The organism is Streptosporangium sp. NPDC001681 (assembly GCF_040298085.1).
Taxonomy (GTDB): Bacteria; Actinomycetota; Actinomycetes; order Streptosporangiales; family Streptosporangiaceae; genus Streptosporangium.
This window is the reverse complement of the sequence record NZ_JBEOZN010000172.1, coordinates 1-18265: the sequence shown is the minus strand read 5'-3', so window position 1 is coordinate 18265 and position 18265 is coordinate 1. Positions and strand designations below refer to the sequence as shown.

14 protein-coding genes and 1 pseudogene are annotated in these 18265 nt (G+C 71.2%); 6 read left to right on the top strand and 9 right to left on the bottom strand.

Annotation, left to right across the window (positions count from 1 at the left end; genetic code table 11):
- Together ABT130_RS42950 and ABT130_RS42945 are read left to right on the top strand one after the other, a co-directional pair.
- Nucleotides 1–483 (top strand): annotated as a pseudogene (locus tag ABT130_RS42950) (RNA degradosome polyphosphate kinase); the annotation flags it as partial.
- Complete coding sequence (locus ABT130_RS42945; RefSeq protein ID WP_350965591.1) at nucleotides 476–1354, top strand: NUDIX hydrolase; 879 nt, start codon at nucleotides 476–478, stop codon at nucleotides 1352–1354. The pseudogene ABT130_RS42950 and the gene ABT130_RS42945, both read left to right, overlap by 8 nt.
- Nucleotides 1355–1406: 52 nt before the next feature.
- Here the strand turns inward: ABT130_RS42945 and ABT130_RS42940 are convergent, their stop codons facing one another.
- The gene (locus ABT130_RS42940) at nucleotides 1407–2885 is read right to left on the bottom strand and encodes a CYTH and CHAD domain-containing protein (protein ID WP_350965589.1); all 1479 of its coding nucleotides are present in this window, start codon (nucleotides 2883–2885) and stop codon (nucleotides 1407–1409) included.
- Between the two features lie 117 nt (nucleotides 2886–3002).
- Nucleotides 3003–3767 (bottom strand): trans-aconitate 2-methyltransferase, encoded by a 765-nt coding sequence (locus ABT130_RS42935; protein WP_350965587.1) that lies wholly within the window; start codon nucleotides 3765–3767, stop codon nucleotides 3003–3005.
- 56 nt (nucleotides 3768–3823) lie between these two features.
- Between ABT130_RS42935 and ABT130_RS42930 the strand changes: the two genes are divergently transcribed.
- The gene (locus ABT130_RS42930) at nucleotides 3824–4375 is read left to right on the top strand and encodes a MarR family winged helix-turn-helix transcriptional regulator (RefSeq protein ID WP_343962607.1); all 552 of its coding nucleotides are present in this window, start codon (nucleotides 3824–3826) and stop codon (nucleotides 4373–4375) included.
- A 94-nt stretch (nucleotides 4376–4469) separates the two neighbouring features.
- Here the strand turns inward: ABT130_RS42930 and ABT130_RS42925 are convergent, their stop codons facing one another.
- The 3 genes from ABT130_RS42925 to rsmA all read right to left on the bottom strand — a co-directional run bounded on the left by ABT130_RS42925 (nucleotide 4470) and on the right by rsmA (nucleotide 8299).
- The gene (locus tag ABT130_RS42925) at nucleotides 4470–6281 is read right to left on the bottom strand and encodes an ABC-F family ATP-binding cassette domain-containing protein (RefSeq protein ID WP_350965585.1); all 1812 of its coding nucleotides are present in this window, start codon (nucleotides 6279–6281) and stop codon (nucleotides 4470–4472) included.
- 164 nt (nucleotides 6282–6445) lie between these two features.
- Nucleotides 6446–7348 (bottom strand): 4-(cytidine 5'-diphospho)-2-C-methyl-D-erythritol kinase, encoded by a 903-nt coding sequence (locus tag ABT130_RS42920; RefSeq protein WP_350926848.1) that lies wholly within the window; start codon nucleotides 7346–7348, stop codon nucleotides 6446–6448.
- 90 nt (nucleotides 7349–7438) lie between these two features.
- Nucleotides 7439–8299 carry a 16S rRNA (adenine(1518)-N(6)/adenine(1519)-N(6))-dimethyltransferase RsmA gene (rsmA, locus tag ABT130_RS42915; protein ID WP_350926850.1) on the bottom strand — a complete coding sequence of 287 codons (861 nt, stop codon included), beginning with the start codon at nucleotides 8297–8299 and terminating at the stop codon, nucleotides 7439–7441.
- 225 nt (nucleotides 8300–8524) lie between these two features.
- On the opposite strand from rsmA, the gene ABT130_RS42910 reads away from it, so the two are divergent.
- Complete coding sequence (locus tag ABT130_RS42910; RefSeq protein WP_350965583.1) at nucleotides 8525–10204, top strand: serine/threonine-protein kinase; 1680 nt, start codon at nucleotides 8525–8527, stop codon at nucleotides 10202–10204.
- The gene (locus ABT130_RS42905) at nucleotides 10201–11586 is read left to right on the top strand and encodes an FG-GAP-like repeat-containing protein (RefSeq protein WP_350965581.1); all 1386 of its coding nucleotides are present in this window, start codon (nucleotides 10201–10203) and stop codon (nucleotides 11584–11586) included. Before ABT130_RS42910 ends, ABT130_RS42905 begins: the two co-directional genes overlap by 4 nt.
- Nucleotides 11587–11657: 71 nt before the next feature.
- On the opposite strand, the gene ABT130_RS42900 is transcribed toward ABT130_RS42905, so the two are convergent.
- From ABT130_RS42900 to ABT130_RS42890, 3 genes are all read right to left on the bottom strand, one after another.
- Complete coding sequence (locus ABT130_RS42900; protein ID WP_350965579.1) at nucleotides 11658–12518, bottom strand: TatD family hydrolase; 861 nt, start codon at nucleotides 12516–12518, stop codon at nucleotides 11658–11660.
- A 224-nt stretch (nucleotides 12519–12742) separates the two neighbouring features.
- Nucleotides 12743–14524, bottom strand: a complete 1782-nt coding sequence (gene metG, locus ABT130_RS42895) for a methionine--tRNA ligase (protein WP_350926858.1) — start codon at nucleotides 14522–14524, stop codon at nucleotides 12743–12745.
- A gap of 25 nt (nucleotides 14525–14549) precedes the next feature.
- Entirely contained in the window at nucleotides 14550–15806 is a 1257-nt protein-coding gene (locus ABT130_RS42890; RefSeq protein ID WP_350926860.1) for a glycosyltransferase, read from the bottom strand.
- Nucleotides 15807–15907: 101 nt separating this feature from the next.
- On the opposite strand from ABT130_RS42890, the gene ABT130_RS42885 reads away from it, so the two are divergent.
- Nucleotides 15908–17473, top strand: a complete 1566-nt coding sequence (locus ABT130_RS42885) for a hypothetical protein (RefSeq protein WP_350965577.1) — start codon at nucleotides 15908–15910, stop codon at nucleotides 17471–17473.
- Here ABT130_RS42885 and ABT130_RS42880 read toward each other — a convergent pair.
- A partial coding sequence (locus tag ABT130_RS42880) for a dolichyl-phosphate-mannose--protein mannosyltransferase (protein ID WP_502992247.1) occupies nucleotides 17421–18265 on the bottom strand: 845 nt, incomplete at its 5' end. The genes ABT130_RS42885 and ABT130_RS42880 overlap by 53 nt on opposite strands.

Sequence of the window (18265 nt, the reverse complement as noted above, 5' to 3'; positions counted from 1 at the left end):
CATCAGGAGGCGGGCCGTCCCGCCGGCATCAGGATGAAGACGAACTCCCTGGTCGACGAGCCCATCATCGACGCCCTCTACCGGGCGTCGCGGGCCGGCGTACCGGTGGATCTGTGGGTGCGAGGGGTCTGCACGCTCCGCCCCGGCATACCGGGACTGTCGGAGAACATCCGGGTCAGGAGCGTGCTGGGCCGTTTCCTCGAACACTCGCGGATCTACGAGTTCGGCCACGGCCGGCGTCCGGAGGTCTGGATCGGCAGCGGTGACATGATGCGCCGCAACATCGAGCGCCGGGTGGAGGTGCTGGTCAAGGTCGCCAGCCAGCAGCAGCGGAACTACCTCAGCGGCCTGCTGGACCGGGCCATGTCCGACGACACCGCGACCTGGTGGCTCAACCCGGACGGGACCTGGGTCCGGCATCCCGGCGATGACCTGCAGACCTATCTGATCGGCACCCGTAGGTGGAGGGCCGTCGATGACTGAGCACGCCGTCCACCCGGACGGCATGATCCGCGCGGCCGGGGCGGTCGTCTGGCGCGGTTCACCGGACGCGCCGGAGGTCGCCCTCGTCCATCGGCCCAGGTACGACGACTGGTCGTTCCCCAAGGGGAAGCTGAAGAACGGCGAGCACGCCATCGCCGGCGCGCTGCGCGAGGTGGCCGAGGAGACGGGGATCACCGTGGAGCTCGGCCGGTCGCTGCCGCCGAGCCACTACACGAAGGGCGGGCTGCCCAAGCGCGTCGACTACTGGCTGGCCAGGATGGTCTCCGAGGAGAGCCGTACCGACAGGCGCGAGGTCGACGATGTGGTCTGGCTGCCTGTGCGGGAGGCCGCACGGCGCCTGACCTACGACTGGGACGCCGGGCTGCTCCGCGCGCTCGGCGCGGCATCGCCGACGACCACCCCGCTCGTGCTGGTACGGCACGCCCTGGCGGGGAACCGGCAGGACTGGAAGGGCGACGACGACGACCGGCCGCTCGACGAGAACGGCCTGAGGCAGGCCGAGGTGCTCGCGAGCGTGCTGGGCGCCTTCCGCCCCGCGGAACTGGTCAGCTCCCCCAGCAGGCGGTGCGTGCAGACCCTGGAACCGTACGCCGAACGGGCCGGCCTGCCGGTCCGGCTCGAACCCGTCCTGTCGGAGACCCACCACGACTTCCAGGCCTCCCTGCTCCTGGTCGAGAAGGCACTGGCCTCGAACCGGCCCACGGCGCTCTGCGGCCACGGCAAGACCCTGCCCGGGCTGATCTCCGAAGTCGGCGGCCGGTCCGGTGACGCGCGGCTGGCCAAGGGCGCGTTCACGGTGCTGCACCACAACGGCGGCCGTGTCGTGGCCGTGGACCGCTACACCGTCTGACGCGATCTCCAGCCGGTCCCGGGCGCGTGGCGGCCGAGGGGCCGGGAGGACCTCAGAGAAGCTTCGCGACGGCGGCCGCGGTGTCGGCCCAGATCCGGGGGAACTCCTCGCCGGCGCGCTCGGCGCCGGCCCGCTCCACGCCGGTCAGCACGCCGTAGGTGTAGGTGTCCTCCCCCGCCAGACGGGCGTTCGCGGCCTCGGCTGCCAGCCGTTCCTGCGCGACGACGCCGTCCATGTGGGTGCCCAGCGCCTCCTGTACCGTCTCCGCCCGCTTGGCCAGCTTCTTCATACCGGGCACCTCCGCGGTGTAACGGGCCCGCTTGGCCGCCTTGCGCACTTCGTGCATGGCGAGCTCGCGCTCGGCGGGGTCCTCGATGGACAGCGCGGTGTCGTAGGCCCTGGCGACCCGGCGCCAGCTCTTGGCCGCGACGGCCTTCAGGGTCTCCGCGGGCCTGCCGGCGGCCTTGGTGAGCACGGGGGTGGCGATCAGGTCGTCGAGGGCGTCGAGCAGGGCGAAGTAGCGCTCGGAGCCGAGAGCGTCCCTGATCCGGTCGAGGGCCTCGTGCTCGTCGTCCAGCAGGTCGGAGCTGAGGCGGGCCCTGACCGGACCCACGATCAGCGCGCTGTCCAGGCTGTCGAGCCTGCTCGCGAACCGCTCGCGGATGACCTCCAGGTCGCGTGCCTCGCCGAGGACCGCGCCGAGCCACTTGAGCTCGTCCTGGACGCTCCCGGTGCCCCCGACGACCGTCCTGAACGACTTCATCGCGCTGCGAAGCCGCCGGGCGGCGACGCGCATCTGGTGCACGGCGTCCTCCTCGGCCCTACGGACCCGGGGGTCCTGCGTGAGCAACGCGCCGACCTGAGCGGTGAGATAACCGACGGCGACCTCACCCGCGGAACCCGGGGCCGTCCTGGCACGCGGCTGCTCGTGGGCCGCTCCGGCGCCACCGAGCAGGCGCGCGAGCTTGCTCGCCGATTCGGCGGGACTGGCGCCGGCCTTGCGCAGCCGCTTTCCGACCTTCTTCAGCAGCCTCTCGTCACCATGGAGGATCTCCGCCTCGACCTCGTGCCAGCGTTCGACGTGGGGTTCGTCGCCGAGCACGGTGCCCTTGACCCGGTCATCGGCGATCTCGACCAGCCTCACCCCGGCACCGTTGACCAGCGTGGTGACGGCACGGCGGGTGTCCAACTCGGCGACGGGCGCCAGCGGGGCGCCCCGGGTGTAGGCGAGCACCAGATCCGCCAGTTCGGCAGGAACGATCTTGATGCTCCGGGTCAGCGGGTGGGTGATCTCCTGCCGTACACCCTTGGCCTTGGGCAGCTTGAGGTGCCAGCCGGGATCGGTGCCGCCCCTGCGCCTTCTCAGGGTGATCCCCCGCGCGGCGAGCCTCAGATCGGGCGTGTCGAAGTAGAGGGCGACCAGCCGATGGGTCTTCGGGCCCACGACCTCCCCGACGCCCGGAAGTCCGGTGAGGTCCGGCAGCTGGTAATCCTCCGGCACATCGAACTTATCCTCGATCTCTATTGCCACAGGTCATCCCCTAATTTGCCCATATATCCATTCATGCCCGGTTGTCGGGCCAGAAACCCGCTCCTGAGATCACCGACCCACCGGCACCCACCGAACGGGCGGCGGCGCGTCACCCGGTCACTTCCCGGCGACCACGAAGATCCTGCGGAAGGGGAAGACCGTGCCGTACGGCCCGCGGGGGTAGGCCTCGCGGAGCAGGGCGGCGCAGTCGGCGAGGAAGCCGGCGGCCTCGGCGGGGTCCAGGCGGTCGAGCATGGGGCGCAGGGCGGTGCCGGTGATCCAGGAGAGCACGGCGTCGTCGCCGGGGAGCACGTGCAGGTAGGTGGTCTCCCACGCGTCCACCCGGCAGCCCAGTCGAGCGAGCAGGTCGTGATAGCCGGCCGGGTCGTCGACCAGGGAGGGGCGGGCCAGGTCGCCCAGCCGGTCGCGCCACCTCGTCCGGCAGAGCTCGCGGACCAGGGCGTGGCTGGGAGCGTCGAAGTTGCCGGGAACCTGGAAGGCGAGCCGGCCGTCGGGGGCGAGGGCCTCCACCCAGCGCGGCAGCAGCTCGCGGTGGTCGGGCACCCACTGCAGGACGGCATTGGACACGATCACGTCGACCGGCCGCTCAGGGCGCCAGCGCGTGACGTCGTCGACGGAGAAGGAGAGCGAACCGCCCGCCGGCGCCTTCTCGATCATGGCGGGCGAGGAGTCGAAGCCGTGGACCCGGGCGTCCGGCCAGCGCCTGGCCAGCTCGGCGGTGAGCTCGCCGGTACCGCAGCCCGCGTCGACCACGTAGCCGGGATTCTCTACGGCTATCCTGGAAACCAGGTCGAAGAAGGGGCGCGCGCGCTCGTCGGCGTAGCGACCGTAGATCACGGGGTCCCAGGTATATCTCGACATCAAGACAATTGATATCCGGCGAGATATCTCGATGTCAAGACAGATAGACTCCCGGCATGACCCTGCACCACGCGGACCACGACTCCGGCCGTTCGGCCGGAGCGAAGGACGAGGTCGACCTGCTGGTCGCCGCCTGGAATCAGGAACGCCCGGACCTCGACGTGGAGCCGCTCCAGGTGCTCAGCCGGGTCTCCCGGCTGGCCCGCCATCTCGACCGCGCCCGCCGGGCCGCCTTCGCCGAGCACGACCTGGAGACCTGGGAGTTCGACGTGCTCACCGCCCTGCGCCGGGCCGGGGAGCCGTACCAGATGAGCCCGGGAGCCCTGCTCCGCGCGACGCTGGTGACGTCGGGGACGATGACCAACCGGATCGACCGGCTGGCCGCGGCCGGGCTGGTCAGGCGGCGCCCCGACCCCGAGGACCGGCGCGGCGTCCTGGTCTCCCTGACCGACGCCGGGCGGACCCGGGTGGACAACGCCTTCGCCGACCTGCTGCGCCGCGAACGCGAGCTCCTCGCGAGCCTGCAGGAACGCGAACAGCAGGCCCTTTCGGACCTGCTGCGCACGCTACTCGTCCCTTTTGACGCGACCGACACCGGAGCGCACTGACCTCCTGTGCCCGAGGGCGGCGGGATAAACCCGGCGCGCCCCGAAGGGTGTTCCCAGCCACCCTCTCGGGCCTCAACGCACGGCCCCGGGAGGCTCACTCGCCCAGGCGGTCGGCCAGCTCCAGCCACTCACCCTCGATCGAGTCCTTCTCCGCGAGGATCTCCTTCAGCTGCGCGTCGAGCGAGGCCAGCCGCTCGTAGTCGGCGGCGGCGTCGGCCATGGACTCGTGCAGTTTCGCCTCGCGGCCGCTCAGCTTGTCGAGCTGGCGTTCCAGCCGGGAGAGCTCCTTGCGGAGATCGCGCTCCTCACGCGCCGACAGACCGGGCGCCGTCTCCTTCGCGACCGCGGCCGAGGTGGCGGAGGCCGCACCGGAGACCGCGCCGGACGCCGCGCGCGCGGACAGGGCCGCGCCCGAGGCCCGCCGGGACAGGTACTCGTCCACTCCGCCGGGGAGCATCGACAGCCTGTGGTCACCGAGCAGGGCGACGGTCTTGTCGGTGACCCGCTCCAGGAAGTAACGGTCGTGACTGACCAGGATCAGCGTGCCCGGCCAGCCGTCGAGCAGGTCCTCCAGCTCGTTGAGCGTCTCGATGTCGAGGTCGTTGGTCGGCTCGTCGAGCAGCAGCACGTTGGGGTCGTCCATCAGGAGGCGGAGCAGCTGCAGGCGGCGCCGCTCGCCACCGGACAGGTCACCGACGACCTTCCACTGCGCGTCCCCCTTGAAGCCGAGGCGCTCCAGCAGCTGGGAGGCGGTCCACTCCTTCTTGCCGACCTGCACGAACTTGCGGACCTCCTCGACGGTCTCCAGCACCCGGCGCTCAGGGTCGAGCTCGCCCAGCTCCTGCGACAGGTGCGCCAGGCGGACCGTCTTGCCGCGTACCAGCCTGCCCGAGTCGGGGTGCACGGTACCGGCGAGCAGGCGGAGCAGCGAGGACTTGCCGGAGCCGTTCACTCCGATCAGGCCGATCCGGTCGCCGGGACCGAACTGCCAGGTCGAGTGGTCGAGGACCAGCGGTCCCTGGCCGGGTCCCCCGGCGTGCAGCGTGACGTCCTCAAGGTCGTAGACCGTGCGTCCCAGCCGGGCCGCGGCGAACTTGACCAGTTCGACGCTCTCCCTGGCCGGAGGCTCGTCGGCGATCAGCGCCTGGGCCGCGTCGATGCGGAACTTGGGCTTGGAGGTGCGGGCGGGCGGACCCCGGCGGAGCCAGGCGATCTCCTTGCGCATCAGGTTCTGGCGGCGGGCCTCGGAGGCGGCGGCCAGCCGGGCGCGCTCGGCCTTGGCCAGCACGTACGCGGCGTACCCGCCCTCGTAGCGCTCGACCGAGCCGTCTGTGACCTCCCACGTCCTGGTGGAGACCGCGTCGAGGAACCACCGGTCGTGGGTGACGACCAGCAGTGCCGTCCTGCGGCCGGCCAGGTGCCTGGCGAGCCAGTCGATGGCCTCGATGTCGAGGTGGTTGGTGGGCTCGTCCAGGATGATCAGGTCGTGCTCGTCGATGAGCAGCTTGGCGAGGGCGGTACGGCGCCGTTCACCTCCCGACAGGCTCCCGGCGAGCGCGGTCAGGTCGATGTCGCCGAGCAGGTTGGCGAGGATCTCACGGATGCCCGCGTCACCCGCCCACTCGTGCTCGGACCTGTCACCGAGGACGATGTCGCGCACCGGCCGCGCCGGGTCGAGGTCGTCGCCCTGCGACAGCACCCCTACCTGGAGCCCCCGGTTATGGGTGACCCGCCCGGCATTGGGCTTGAGGTCACCGGCTATCACCGAGATGAGGGTGGTCTTGCCACCGCCGTTGCGGCCGACCACGCCGATGCGGTCGCCCGCCTCGATGCCGAGTGAGACGTCGTTGAGCAGGGGCTTGGGACCGTAGGAGTGGGAGACCGACTCAAGATTGACCAGATTCATCGCCAGACAAGCGTATCCGCTCCCGGCCCACGCGGCCCCCGCCGCGAGAACCGTCCCGTCCCTGACGGCGCCTTCGGGCGCCTCCATCGGATGGCCGCCTCGACCGGCGAGACCGACCGGTCGTGCCCGCGGAGACGGTGACCACGACGGTGACCACGGGGAGCCTAGACGACCACCGGGCCGGGCACGGGGCCGTGGGCGGTGATGACGTCGCGCGCCACGCCGGCGTCCTTCAGGCAGGCTGCCAGCTCGCCCGCGTGGGCCGCCGACCGGGCGAGGAAGGCGCAGGTGGGCCCGGAACCGGAGACCAGCGAGCCGAGGGCGCCCTGCTCCCGCCCCGCGTCCAGGGTGCGGGCCAGCGAGCCGCGCAGCGCCACGGCGGCGGGCTGCAGGTCGTTGCCGAGCTGGACACCAAGGGCCTCCGCGTCACCCTCGCGGAGCGCGGCCAGCAGTGCCTCGGCGGCCTGGGGCCAGGCCACCAGCTCGCCGCTCGCCTGGCGGAGGCGGTCGCACTCGGCGTAGACCGCGGCCGTGGACAGGCCGCCGTCGGCCAGCGCGAACACCCAGTGGAAGGTGCCCGCGACGTCCAGCGAGGTCAGCCGCTCTCCCCTGCCGGTGCCGACCGCGGTACCGCCGAGCAGCGCGAAGGGGACGTCGCTGCCGAGGTCGGCGGCGATCTCCATCAGGTCCTCACGCGGCAGGCCGAGACCCCAGAGCTCGTTGCAGGCGACCAGGGCCGCGGCGGCGTCGGCGCTGCCGCCCGCCATGCCGCCCGCCACCGGGATCGACTTGCGGATGAGCAGGTTCACCCCGTACGGGCGGCCCGCGTGCCCGGCCAGCGCGAGGGCCGCCCGGATCGCGAGGTTGTCGCCGTCCTCGGGCACCTGGTCCGCGGACTCGCCCTCCACTCGGACGCTCATCCCGGTCTCCGCGGTGGCCGTGACCTCATCGAAGATCGAGACGGCGTGGAAGACGTTGACGAGGTCGTGGTAGCCGTCATCCCGTAGCGGGCCGACGGCAAGTTGCAGGTTGACCTTCGCTGGTACGCGGACGGTCACGGAGTTCATGCGTCCCCCATGGGGGCTCGCTCACTGGTCACGACGTCAGATCGTAACGGGATCCCTCCCCCCCGCACGCAAACGAACCGGCAAATCACACTATGTACCGCTTTTAGGCGTACGGTTCTCCGCGATCCTCGCGAAATCCTCGACCCTGAGCTGCTCGCCGCGGGTGGCGGGGTCGATCCCGGCGGCCCGCAGCGCCCGCTCCGCGGCGGGGGCCGTACCGGCCCAGGAGGCGAGGGCGGCACGCAGGGTCTTGCGACGCTGGGCGAAGGCGGCGTCCACCACCGCGAAGACCTCCTCGCGGGTGGCCACCGTCGTGGGCGGCTCCCGCCTGACCATCGCGACCAGGCCGGAGTCGACGTTGGGAACCGGCCAGAAGACGGTGCGGCCGACGGGACCGGCCCGGCGGACGTCGGCGTACCAGGCGGCCTTGACCGAGGGGATGCCGTAGACCTTGGAACCGGGGGCGGCGGCCAGCCGGTCGGCGACCTCGGCCTGGACCATGATCAGAACCTTGCGCAGCGACGGCTGCGTCTCCAGCAGGTGGAGCACCACCGGGACCGACACGTTGTAGGGAAGGTTGGCGACCAGCGCGCTCGGCCGCTCCGCGGGCAGATCCTCGGGCAGGACGCGCATGGCGTCGGCGAGCACCACGGTGAGCCGGTCGGCGAGCTCCGGGGCGTGCCGGTCGACCGTCAGCGGCAGCTGGGCGGCGAGCACGGGATCGATCTCCACCGCGATCACGCCGCGGACCTCGGGAAGCAGCGCGAGCGTGAGCGACCCCAGCCCTGGACCCACCTCGATGACCACGTCGTCGGGCTCAAGCTCGGCCACCCTCACGATCTTGCGGACCGTGCCCGCGTCGATCACGAAGTTCTGGCCGAGCTTCTTCGTAGGACGAATATTGAGCTTGTCCGCCAAAATACGTATTTCCGCTGGACCAAGAAGGCTCATGCTGGTCCCTCACGCAGTGGCCCGGACCGCACGCCCGCCGGACCGTTGTGGTCTCCGATTTGTCTGCCTCGATCACCCAAGGTCGCTCTCCCATGTCACCCGACAAGTTTCCCGCACCGAAGCCCATGCGAGGACGCGTGATGGAGCACGAGAGGTTCCGTTGTGGATAACGTTGCCATACGGGGGACCGACTGCGAGGAAGGGAACCTTCCCGGTGAAGAGGACGTGAACCAGCCCGGTGTCGAAGGACTGCGATCCACCGACCCCGAGCGCATCGGGGCCTACCGCCTGCTCGGGCGCCTTGGCGAGGGCGGGATGGGGACCGTCTACCTGGCACTGGCGCCGGCCGGACGACCGGTCGCGCTCAAGGTGGTGAAGGCGGAGGTCGCGGTCGAGGACGGCTTCGCCGCGAGATTCCACGCGGAGGTCGAGAACGCCCGGCGGGTGGCCTCGTTCTGCACGGCGCAGGTGCTGGACAACGGCACCGGCGACGACAACCGGCCGTACATGGTCACCGAGTACATCGCGGGCACGCCGCTGTCCCGCCAGATCTCCGAGCACGGCGCGCTGGAGCCCGGAACGCTGCACGGCGTGGCCCTGGGGGTGGCGGCGGCGCTGGCCGCGATCCATGTCGCCGGCCTGGTGCACCGCGACCTCAAACCCGCCAACGTGATCCTGTCCATGTCCGGGCCCCGGGTGATCGACTTCGGCATCGCCAGGGCCCTTGACTCCACGCACAGCTTCACCCGCTCGGGCGAGGTACTCGGCAGCCCCGGCTGGTGGGCCCCTGAGCAGGTCCGTGGCCTGGCCGTCACGCCGGCCGCGGACATCTTCGCCTGGGGCTGCCTGGTCGCGTACGCGGGCAACGGCCGCCACCCCTACGGGCGGGGCGACCTGATAACGATGGCCACCCGGCTGCTCAACAGCCCGCCCGACCTGGGCGCGCTCCCCGCCCCGCTGAACGACCTGGTCCACCGCGCGACCGCGATGGACCCCTACCAGCGGCCCACCGCCCAGGACCTGCTGATCGCCCTGGTCGGCGGCGGGATCGCCGCTCCGTCCTCACCGGCTCCCACCCGGGCCGACCCGCCCACGTTGATAGCCAGTGACCTGCTCCACGAGTCCTGGCAGCCACCCGCCAACGTGGAGCCCGACTCCACCCAGACGCTCAGCGCGCTGAACCTGGGGACGCGGTTTCCCGCCCCGCCGATCCAGGAGCCGGCAGACCCGGCCACCGCACCCGCCACGCCCGCGCCGCCCGGCCCTTCCACGGCACCGGCACCTGCGGACTCCCTCTCGCCCTCGCGGCCCGAGCCCACGACATCGCCGTCACAACCGTTCACCGGCCCCGGCCCGGCCCGGACGGCACCCCGGCGGCGCTGGCTGTTCGCCGGGCTGGCTGTGCTCGCGGCACTGGCCGTCACGGTCGTCGTGCTGCTGAACCTGCGCGGCCCGGATCTGGGTGACCGGGGGGAGACCCGGGCGGGCGGTACCGGCGGCACCAGCGGCACCGGCGCCACCCGTGCCACCGACGTGGGCCGCAGGGTCACGACAGGCTCCTTCCTCAAGGACCCGCAGCTGATCATCCCGCGCACCCCGACGTGCGGACTCACCGTCTACGAGGGCGCCACCCCGGTACGCGGCATGCTCTGCACGATCCCGTGGACGCTGGTCAACACCGGCGGGGAGGCGGCCCGGCTCAGCCGCACCCCGCTCACCCTGCTCGACGACGTCGGCACGGCGCACACCGCCGAGGGCTCCTCGACGGAGCCGCCGGCCACCCTGCCCCCCGGGGCGAAGGTGGACGGCGTCCTGGTCTACGACCTGCCCCCGTCCCGCAAACCCGCGAAGCTGACCGGAACGGTGATCGAGGGCGGCGGGGAGATAGAGGTGAGGGTGTCATGAGGCTGCTGCTCTCTCTCGTGGCCGCGGCCGCGATCGCGTGGTCGTCCACCGGGTCCGCCTGGTCCGATGCCGCTTCCGCCCCGGCCGCCGACTGCACCGGAACGGGCGCGAGCGACTTCGACGGCGACGGGGTGGACGACATCGCGGTCGGCGACCCGTTCGCCGACCCCGGCGGGCTGGCCGGCACGGGTGCCGTGCACGTGCTGTTCGGCCGGGGGGAGGCTGGAAAGGCCGTGACCGTCGCCGAGACCGAGGCGGGTGACGGCTTCGGGTGGTCGGTGCGGCTGGCCAGGATCGACGGCGACGGCTGTGCCGACCTGCTCATCGGCGCCCCGTACGCGGACGTGGCGGGCTACCGGGACGCGGGCGCGGTCTACGTGGTGCACGGCGGCCCCGACCCCAGGACGATCCGCCTGGTCTCTCCCTCCCCCGAGGCCGACGCTCACTTCGGCTGGTCCCTGGCCTCCGGCGGAACGCTGGTGGCGGTCGGCGCCCCGCACGAGAACGCCGACGGTGTCGCCGACTCCGGCGCGGTCTACCTGTTCGACACCGAGACCTCCGGCGAGGGCCGGCGGATCTCCCAGGAGTCCAAGGGCGTCACGGGCAACGGCGAGGTCGGCGACATGTTCGGCTGGTCGCTGGCGATCGGCAAACTGGGCGGCATCCCCGGCGAGCCGGATCTCGCGGTCGGATCGCCGTACGAGAACGACGACGGAACGGGGCCCCAGGCCGGCGGGGGCAAGCTGGACGCGGGGGCACTCACAGTGATCTTCGACGTACGCGGGTCCCGGAGCGAGTACCGGAGCAAGAAGTGGGACCTCCGCGAGATCGTCGACGCCGGCGCGGGCGACCTGTTCGGTTACGCGATGGCCTACACCGAGGAGGGCGACGTCGGCTATCTCGCGGTGAGCGCCCCGCTCGGTGACGGCGGGGGCGTGCAGGACTCCGGTCTCGTCCAGTTGTTCCAGGCCTCAAGCACCCTGGAGATCGCCCCTGCCGCCACCTTCGACCAGGGCTCCGAGGGAGCGGCGGGCGAGGGATACGGGTTCTCGCTGGCGTTCACCGCCTCCGGAGGGGTCAGGCTCGCCGTGGGCGTGCCCTTCGACGGCCCCGACCGGCGCGGCGGCGTGCGACTGGTGCCGGTGGGCGACCCGGCGGGGAGCCGGCTGATCACCCAGAGTCAGGCCGGCGACCACTTCGGCTGGTCCGTTGGGTTCAGCGGTAACCGGCTGGTCGTCGGCGCCCCCGACCAGGCGGGCGTGGGAACGGTCATCCTGCTGGGCCGCAACGACGCCCAGGGCGTCCCGCTCTCACCGGGCACCGGAAAGATCCCCGCCCTGGACGGCGGCGCCCCCGCCGACTTCGGCGCCGCGGTGGGCTGAGCGACGTCACGCGAAGCTCGTCGGTACGTGACCCGCGGTCGTGGACCTGGCCGGGGCGGCCGTCCCACCCGTCACCAGGGGCCGAAGACGGTCTCTCCGTTGGCGCTGACGGCGGCGGCGAGGTCGGCGAGGTCGATCTCCTTGACCTCCGCGAGACAGCGCAGCGTGAGCGGGATGAGGTAGGGCGCGTTGGGCTTGCCCCGGTGCGGCGTGGGCGGGAGGTAGGGCGCGTCGGTCTCGACGAGGATCAGCTCCCTCGGCGCGACCCTCGCGGCCTCGCGGAGGTATCCGGCGTTCTTGTAGGTGACCGGCCCAGAAAATGACATGAAATATCCGGCATCGACGCACTGCTTCGCCATCTCGGCGTCACCGGAGAAGCTGTGGAAGACCACCACCTCCGGGGCGCCCTGCTCGGCCAGCACGCGCAGCACGTCGTCGTGGGCCTCGCGGTCATGGATCACCAGGGCCTTGCCGGTCCGCTTGGCGATCTCGATGTGCGCCCGGAAACCGGCGTGCTGGTCGTCCTTCGACGCCCAGTCGCGGTAGTAGTCGAGCCCGGTCTCCCCCACCGCCCTGACATGCGGCAGGCGGGCCAGCCGCTCGATCTCGGCGAGGGCCTCCGGCGTCGCGGCGTGCGCCTCGTTGGGATGGATGGCCACCCCGGCGTAGACGTCGGGATGGAGCGCGGCCGTCTCGGCGTTCCAGCGCGAGGACGGCAGGTCGTAGCCGATCGTGACGAGCCGCGTCACGCCGACGGCGCGGGCCTCGTCGAGGATGCCCTCGACGCTCGCCTGGGCCGCCTGCGCGGCCTGCGCGACCGGATCTCCCGAGGACGCCTGGCGGTTGCCCACCATGATGTCCAGGTGACAGTGGCTGTCGAACACCTCTGCCGGCAGGGGCTCGGGGGCGGCGGGAAGCTTCTGCGTGCTCACGCCGTCCAACCTACCGAGGAGCCGGCCCGGCCCGCGCCCGGCGCCCCCGCGCGGACCGGCTCATTCCCAGGCCCCGGGCGCACCGGCCCGCCCATCGGCGGGTACCGGGCAGGGGCCGGCAGCCCCCGCGCAGAGCCAGGCCCCGGCCCGCGGCTCCGAACACCCGCCGGGCAGGCGCCGGCCGGGTGAGACCGGCCCGCGCCCAGGCCCGGGGGCCTTCGCCGCTACTCGCCCAGACGGGCCAGTTCCTCGTCGACGATCTTCGGGTCGAGCTTGACGAAGAGCGGGGTCGGCGGGGAGAGCGGGGTGCCCACCCGGATCGGGACGGACTCCCAGCGCGCGGCGCCGTCGTAGGAGCCGGTGATGATCGGGTAGCTCCGGCCGTCCTCGTCGGCGACCTCCTGGATCTCCGGCATACCCGCCCAGACACCGGTGCCGCCGAGCATCGCGTAGATCTTGTTGGAGGAGTTGGGCAGCACCGGGGTCAGCAGGGTCTTGGCGTCGTCCACCACCTGCAGGGCGACGTGCAGGATGGTCTTCACCCGCTCGGGGTTGTCCTTGATCTTCCAGGGCTCCTGCTCGGCCAGGTACCTGTTGGCCTCGCGGATGACCTCGAACGCCTCGTTCGTCGCGTTCTTGAACCGGCACTGCTCGAACTCGGCCGCGACCTTCGGGAAGGCCGAGCGGCTCCGCTCCAGCATGGCGCGGTCGACCTCGGTGAGGTCGGCCGCCTCGGGGATGACCCCGAAGTTCTTGGCGGCCATCGAGATCGAGCGGTTCACCAGGTTGCCCCAGGCCGCCACCAGCTCGCCGTTGTTGCGGTTGAGGAACTCCGACCAGGTGAAGTCGGTGTCCTGGTTCTCCGGGCCCGCCACCGCGATGTAGTAGCGCAGCGCGTCGGCGTCGTAGCGCTCCAGGAAGTCACGCACGTAGATGACGACCTGGCGGGAGGAGGAGAACTTGCGTCCCTCCATGGTCAGGAACTCGCTGGAGACGACCTCGGCGGGCAGGTTCAGCGCGCCGAGCGAGCCCGGCTTGCCGTCGCGGGCCCCCTGGCCGTTGTAGCCGAGCAGCATCGCCGGCCAGATCTCCGCGTGGAAGACGATGTTGTCCTTGCCCATGAAGTAGTAGCCGAGGGCCTCAGGGTCCTGCCACCAGCGGCGCCAGGCCTCCGGGTCGCCGGAGCGGCGCGCCCACTCGATGGAGGCGCTGAGGTAGCCCACGACCGCGTCGAACCAGACGTAGAGCCGCTTGTTGGCCTGGTCGCTCCAGCCCTCCAGCGGGATCGGCACCCCCCAGTCGAGGTCGCGGCTGATCGCGCGGGGGTGCATGTCGCCGAGCATGTTCAGGGCGAACTTCAGCACGTTGGGCCGCCAGTCGCCCTCCTTGGAGCGCAGCCACGACGCCAGAACCTCGGCGAACGCGGGCAGGTCGAGCATGAAGTGCTCGGTCTCCACGAAGACCGGTGTCTCGCCGTTGACCTTGCTCACCGGGTTGATCAGCTGAACCGGGTCGAGCTGGTTGCCGCAGTTGTCGCACTGGTCGCCACGGGCGCCTTCGTAACCACAGATGGGGCAGGTGCCCTCGATGTAGCGGTCGGGCAGGGTGCGCCCGGTGGAGGGCGAGATGGCGCCCATCGTGGTCTGGGGGAAGATATAGCCGTTGGCGTGGAGTCCCTTGAAGATCTCCTGTGCCACCGCGTAGTGGTTCACGGTCGTGGTCCGGGTGAACAGGTCGTAGGACAGGCCGAGCGCCTGGAGATCCTCGACGATCACCCTGTTGTAGCGGTCGGCGAGCTCGCGGGCGCTCAGGCCCTCCTTGTCGGCCTGCACCTGGATCGGGGTGCCGTGCTCGTCGGTCCCGCTCACCATGAGCACCATGTTGCCCGCCATCCGCTGATAGCGGCTGAAGACGTCGGATGGCACGCCGAATCCGGAGACGTGCCCGATGTGGCGGGGGCCGTTGGCGTAGGGCCAGGCGACCGCGGTCAGGATGTGCTGGGACATGGTGCCCAGCCTAAGGGACGCGGGCTCAGGCCTTGGTGCTCTCCCTGCCGGTAGTGGAACCCTCCACCGCCTCGGCGGCGCGCTTGACGGCCTCGGCGGCCTCCTCCGCCGCGGAGGCGGCCACGTCGATGGGCGTCTCCTTGGTACGGCGGATGCCGAGGATGCTGATGAACAGCGCGGCGAAAATCGTCTGGAAGCTCACGATCAGCGCGGTGGCCGAGGGCACGACGAGGCGCAGCGACTCCGAGGGGATCAGCGGGCCGAAGCTGCGGGTCTGCCAGTGGACCAGGGAGGCGACCAGGCCGCCCAGACCGCCCAGGGCCAGCAGCCCGCCGACGACCAGCCCCTTCTCCAGGGAGACGATGTCGATGAGCTTGCGCACCCGCCGATCTTCCGGCAGGAAGCCCTCCTCGGCCGCGTACACCTTGGTGAACAGCGCGAACAGCACCGCCTGGAAGCCGATCACCACCATGGCGGAGGCGCCGACCAGGGTGTCGACGTCGAAGGCGAGCTTTCCGATGTAGACCGGGCCGAAGGTCAGGGCGGCGCCCGCGACCAGGCCGAGGGTCATCAGCACCAGGCCGGGGATGAAGAACAGCCAGCGCGGGCTGTAGAGCATCAGGAAGCGCAGGTGGCGCCAGCCGTCGCGCCAGGAGCGCAGGTGCGGCGGGCGGGAGCGGCCGTCGGGCGAGAGCGTGGTGGGCACCTCGCGTACGTCCAGGCCCGACAGGGTCGAGCGGACCACCATCTCGCTGGCGAACTCCATGCCGCCGGTCTGCAGGCCGAGCCTGAGGATGGACTCGCGCCGGAAACCGCGCAGGCCGCAGTGGAAGTCACCGATCGCGCTGGGGAAGAAGAGGCGTCCGATGAAGGAGAGCACCGGGTTGCCCAGGTAGCGGTGGAGCGGGGGCATGGCGCCCGGCGCGATGCCGCCCTTGAACCGGTTGCCCATCACCAGGTCGGCGCCGTCACGGAGCTGCTCGACGAACGGCAGCAGCGCCGTGAAGTCGTAGGAGTCGTCCGCGTCGCCCATGATGACGTAGCGGCCGCGCGCGGCGCGGATGCCACCCATCAGGGCGTTGCCGTACCCCTTGGCGTCAACGTGCACGACTCGGGCCCCGGCTTCGCGCGCGAGCTGCTGTGAGCCGTCGGTGCTGCCGTTGTCGGCGATCAGCACTTCCCCGTCGATCCCGTGTTCCCGCATGCAGGCGAGTGCCTTGCGTACGCAGGTCTCCACGGTCTCCGCCTCGTTCAAACAAGGCATGACCACGGTCAGTTCCACGTCTCAACCCTTCACTCACGGCACAGGCCAATCTCACCATGATGCCCTCTGAAGCCCCTCGCCCGGGTCAACTCCCTGAAACGGCTGGCATCCTGTAAGGCATGGTGACCGTCGCCGACCGCCCTCGCCTGGACGTGCCTTTGCCTGACCGGATCCCTCGCCTGCGAGCCTTCCTGTACCGGCATCGCCTCTTCGTGGCCGCCCTCGTGCTGGCGTTCCTGCTGCGTGTGGTCACCATGCTCGGCTATGGCCCGGCCCTGTGGTTCAACGACTCCTACGAGTACGTCTCCGGGGCGGTGAACCCCGACCGGCCCAGTGCGCTGCGCCCGAATGGCTACTCCTTCCTGCTCCTGGCGCTGCGGCCGCTGCACAGCTTCGGCCTGGTGGTCTTCGTGCAGCACCTGATGGGCCTGGGCATCGCGGTGCTGATCTACACCCTGCTGCGCGGCAGGTTCGGCCTGCCCGGCTGGGGGGCGACGCTGGCCGCGGTGCCGGTGCTGTTCGACGCGTACCAGATCCAGCTCGAACACCTGGTCATGTCCGACGCGATGTTCATGCTGCTGGTCGTGGCCGTGATCACGCTGGTGCTCTGGCACCGGCGGATGTCCTGGCGGGTCGGCGCGGTGATCGGGCTGCTGCTGGCCCTCACCGCGCTCACCCGGTCGATCGGCCTGCCGATCCTCGCGCTGGTCGTGGTCTACCTGCTGGTCAAGCGCACGGCCTGGAAGACGATCGCGGCGATGATCACCGCGTGCGCGCTCCCCGTGGTCGGCTACATGGCCTGGTTCGCCTCCGCGTACGGCAACTTCGCGATGACCAACAGTGACGGCGCGATCCTCTACATGCGGACGGCGCTCTTCGCCGACTGCGAGAAGATGCGGATCGACCCCCGCGAGGAGCTGGAGCTGGCGCTGCTGTGCATCAGCGCGCCGCCGGGCCAGCGCGGCTTCTCCGGGCAGAAGTACCTCTGGTGGGCACAGAACGGCCAGCGCTTCCACGCCTTCGGGGTGGGCAGCACGTTCACCCCGGAGACCAACAAGACGGCGGGCGCGTTCGCCCAGCGGGCCATCCTGTCCCAGCCGCTCGACTATCTGAGCCTGGTGGCCGGCGACTTCTTCCGCGCCTTCCGCTGGGACCGGCCGCGCTTCCCGGATTTCAACACCTACCGGCAGTACGAGTTCCTGCCGGAGAACAAGATCCTCCCTGCCTGGTCGTCGTACCGGGGCAACACCGACACCGACGCGCAGAAGTACGATCCGGGCCTGCGGACCGCGCCGATCCAGGGCAAGTCACGCGTGATCGGTACCGACGTCCACGACCCGTGGGCGGGCTTCATGCAGGGCTACCAGCGGATCGTCCGGCTGCCCGGCCTCGTGATCGGCGTGCTGCTGCTGATCGGCCTGGCCGGGGTGGCGGTGCGCTGGCGCAGGCTGGGCGGCCCCGTGCTGCTGCCGTGGCTGGCCGCCCTCGGTCTCATCCTGGCCCCGGCCGCGACCGCCGAGTTCGACTACCGCTACCTGCTGCCCGCGGTGCCACTGGCCTGCCTGGCGGCCGCGATCTCGCTGCGCCACGGGTTCTCCCGGCCCGCCGCGTCCGGCACACCTGCCGCGCCCGTCACGCCCAGCTCCGGAACAGCATCCGCGACCACCACTGGGAGTGCGGGATGACCTCGGCGGCCAGCACCGGGTAGAGCCACCAGAAGTTGACCAGCGCCAGCAGGGTGAAGGCCCCGACGACCGCGGCCCCGAGCGCCCTGCGGTTGGGCGCGGCGTCGGCCCGCCCGATGATCAGCCCGGCGACCATGGTCAGCGCGAGGATCATGAAGGGGACCATGGTGATCGCGTAGAACAGGTACATGGTCCGGTTGTCGGCGAGGGCGTAGTAGAACCAGGGGAGCCAGCCCGCGGCGTAGCCGAGGAGCAGGGCCCCGGCGCGCCAGTCGCGGGTGGCGACGTACCAGGCGATCATGGCGATGAGGGCGGCCAGGCCGCCGTACCAGATGACCGGGGTGCCGACGCCGAGCACCGCCTCGGCGCAGTTGTCGGCGCCGCACCCGGTGCCGGGGCTCTCGTAGTGGAACGCCACCGGGCGCGAGAGGATGGGCCAGGTCCAGGGTGTGGACTGGTAGGTGTGCCCCTCGCTCAGCCCGGTGTGGAAGCTCAGCACCTGGAAGTGGTAGCTCAGCCAGGAGCGGAGGGAGTCGAAGACGAAGAACCCGGGGCCCTGCGAGGTCGCCTGCGCCCAGTTGCGGCCCCAGCCGAGCGACGAGGCGAACCAGCCGGTCCAGGAGGCGATGTAGGTGAGGGCCGGCAGCAGGCCCATCGCCAGCAGGACGCCGGTCAGATCCCGGTTGACCACTCCCAGGTACGGTCTGCGCAGGCCGATGGCCCGGCGGGCGCCGGCGTCCCAGACCAGGGACATGATCGCGAAGGCGACCAGGAAGAAGATCCCCGACCACT

Bases quoted from the DNA above. Each gene is read 5' to 3' on its own strand.
- metG (WP_350926858.1), bottom strand. From the start codon at position 14,524: ATGTCCCAGCACATCCTGACCGCGGTCGCCTGGCCCTACGCCAACGGC.
- ABT130_RS42945 (WP_350965591.1), top strand. From the start codon at position 476: ATGACTGAGCACGCCGTCCACCCGGACGGCATGATCCGCGCGGCCGGG.
- ABT130_RS42935 (WP_350965587.1), bottom strand. From the start codon at position 3,767: ATGTCGAGATATACCTGGGACCCCGTGATCTACGGTCGCTACGCCGAC.
- ABT130_RS42925 (WP_350965585.1), bottom strand. From the start codon at position 6,281: ATGAATCTGGTCAATCTTGAGTCGGTCTCCCACTCCTACGGTCCCAAG.
- ABT130_RS42930 (WP_343962607.1), top strand. From the start codon at position 3,824: ATGACCCTGCACCACGCGGACCACGACTCCGGCCGTTCGGCCGGAGCG.
- ABT130_RS42920 (WP_350926848.1), bottom strand. From the start codon at position 7,348: ATGAACTCCGTGACCGTCCGCGTACCAGCGAAGGTCAACCTGCAACTT.
- ABT130_RS42885 (WP_350965577.1), top strand. From the start codon at position 15,908: ATGGTGACCGTCGCCGACCGCCCTCGCCTGGACGTGCCTTTGCCTGAC.
- ABT130_RS42905 (WP_350965581.1), top strand. From the start codon at position 10,201: ATGAGGCTGCTGCTCTCTCTCGTGGCCGCGGCCGCGATCGCGTGGTCG.
- rsmA (WP_350926850.1), bottom strand. From the start codon at position 8,299: ATGAGCCTTCTTGGTCCAGCGGAAATACGTATTTTGGCGGACAAGCTC.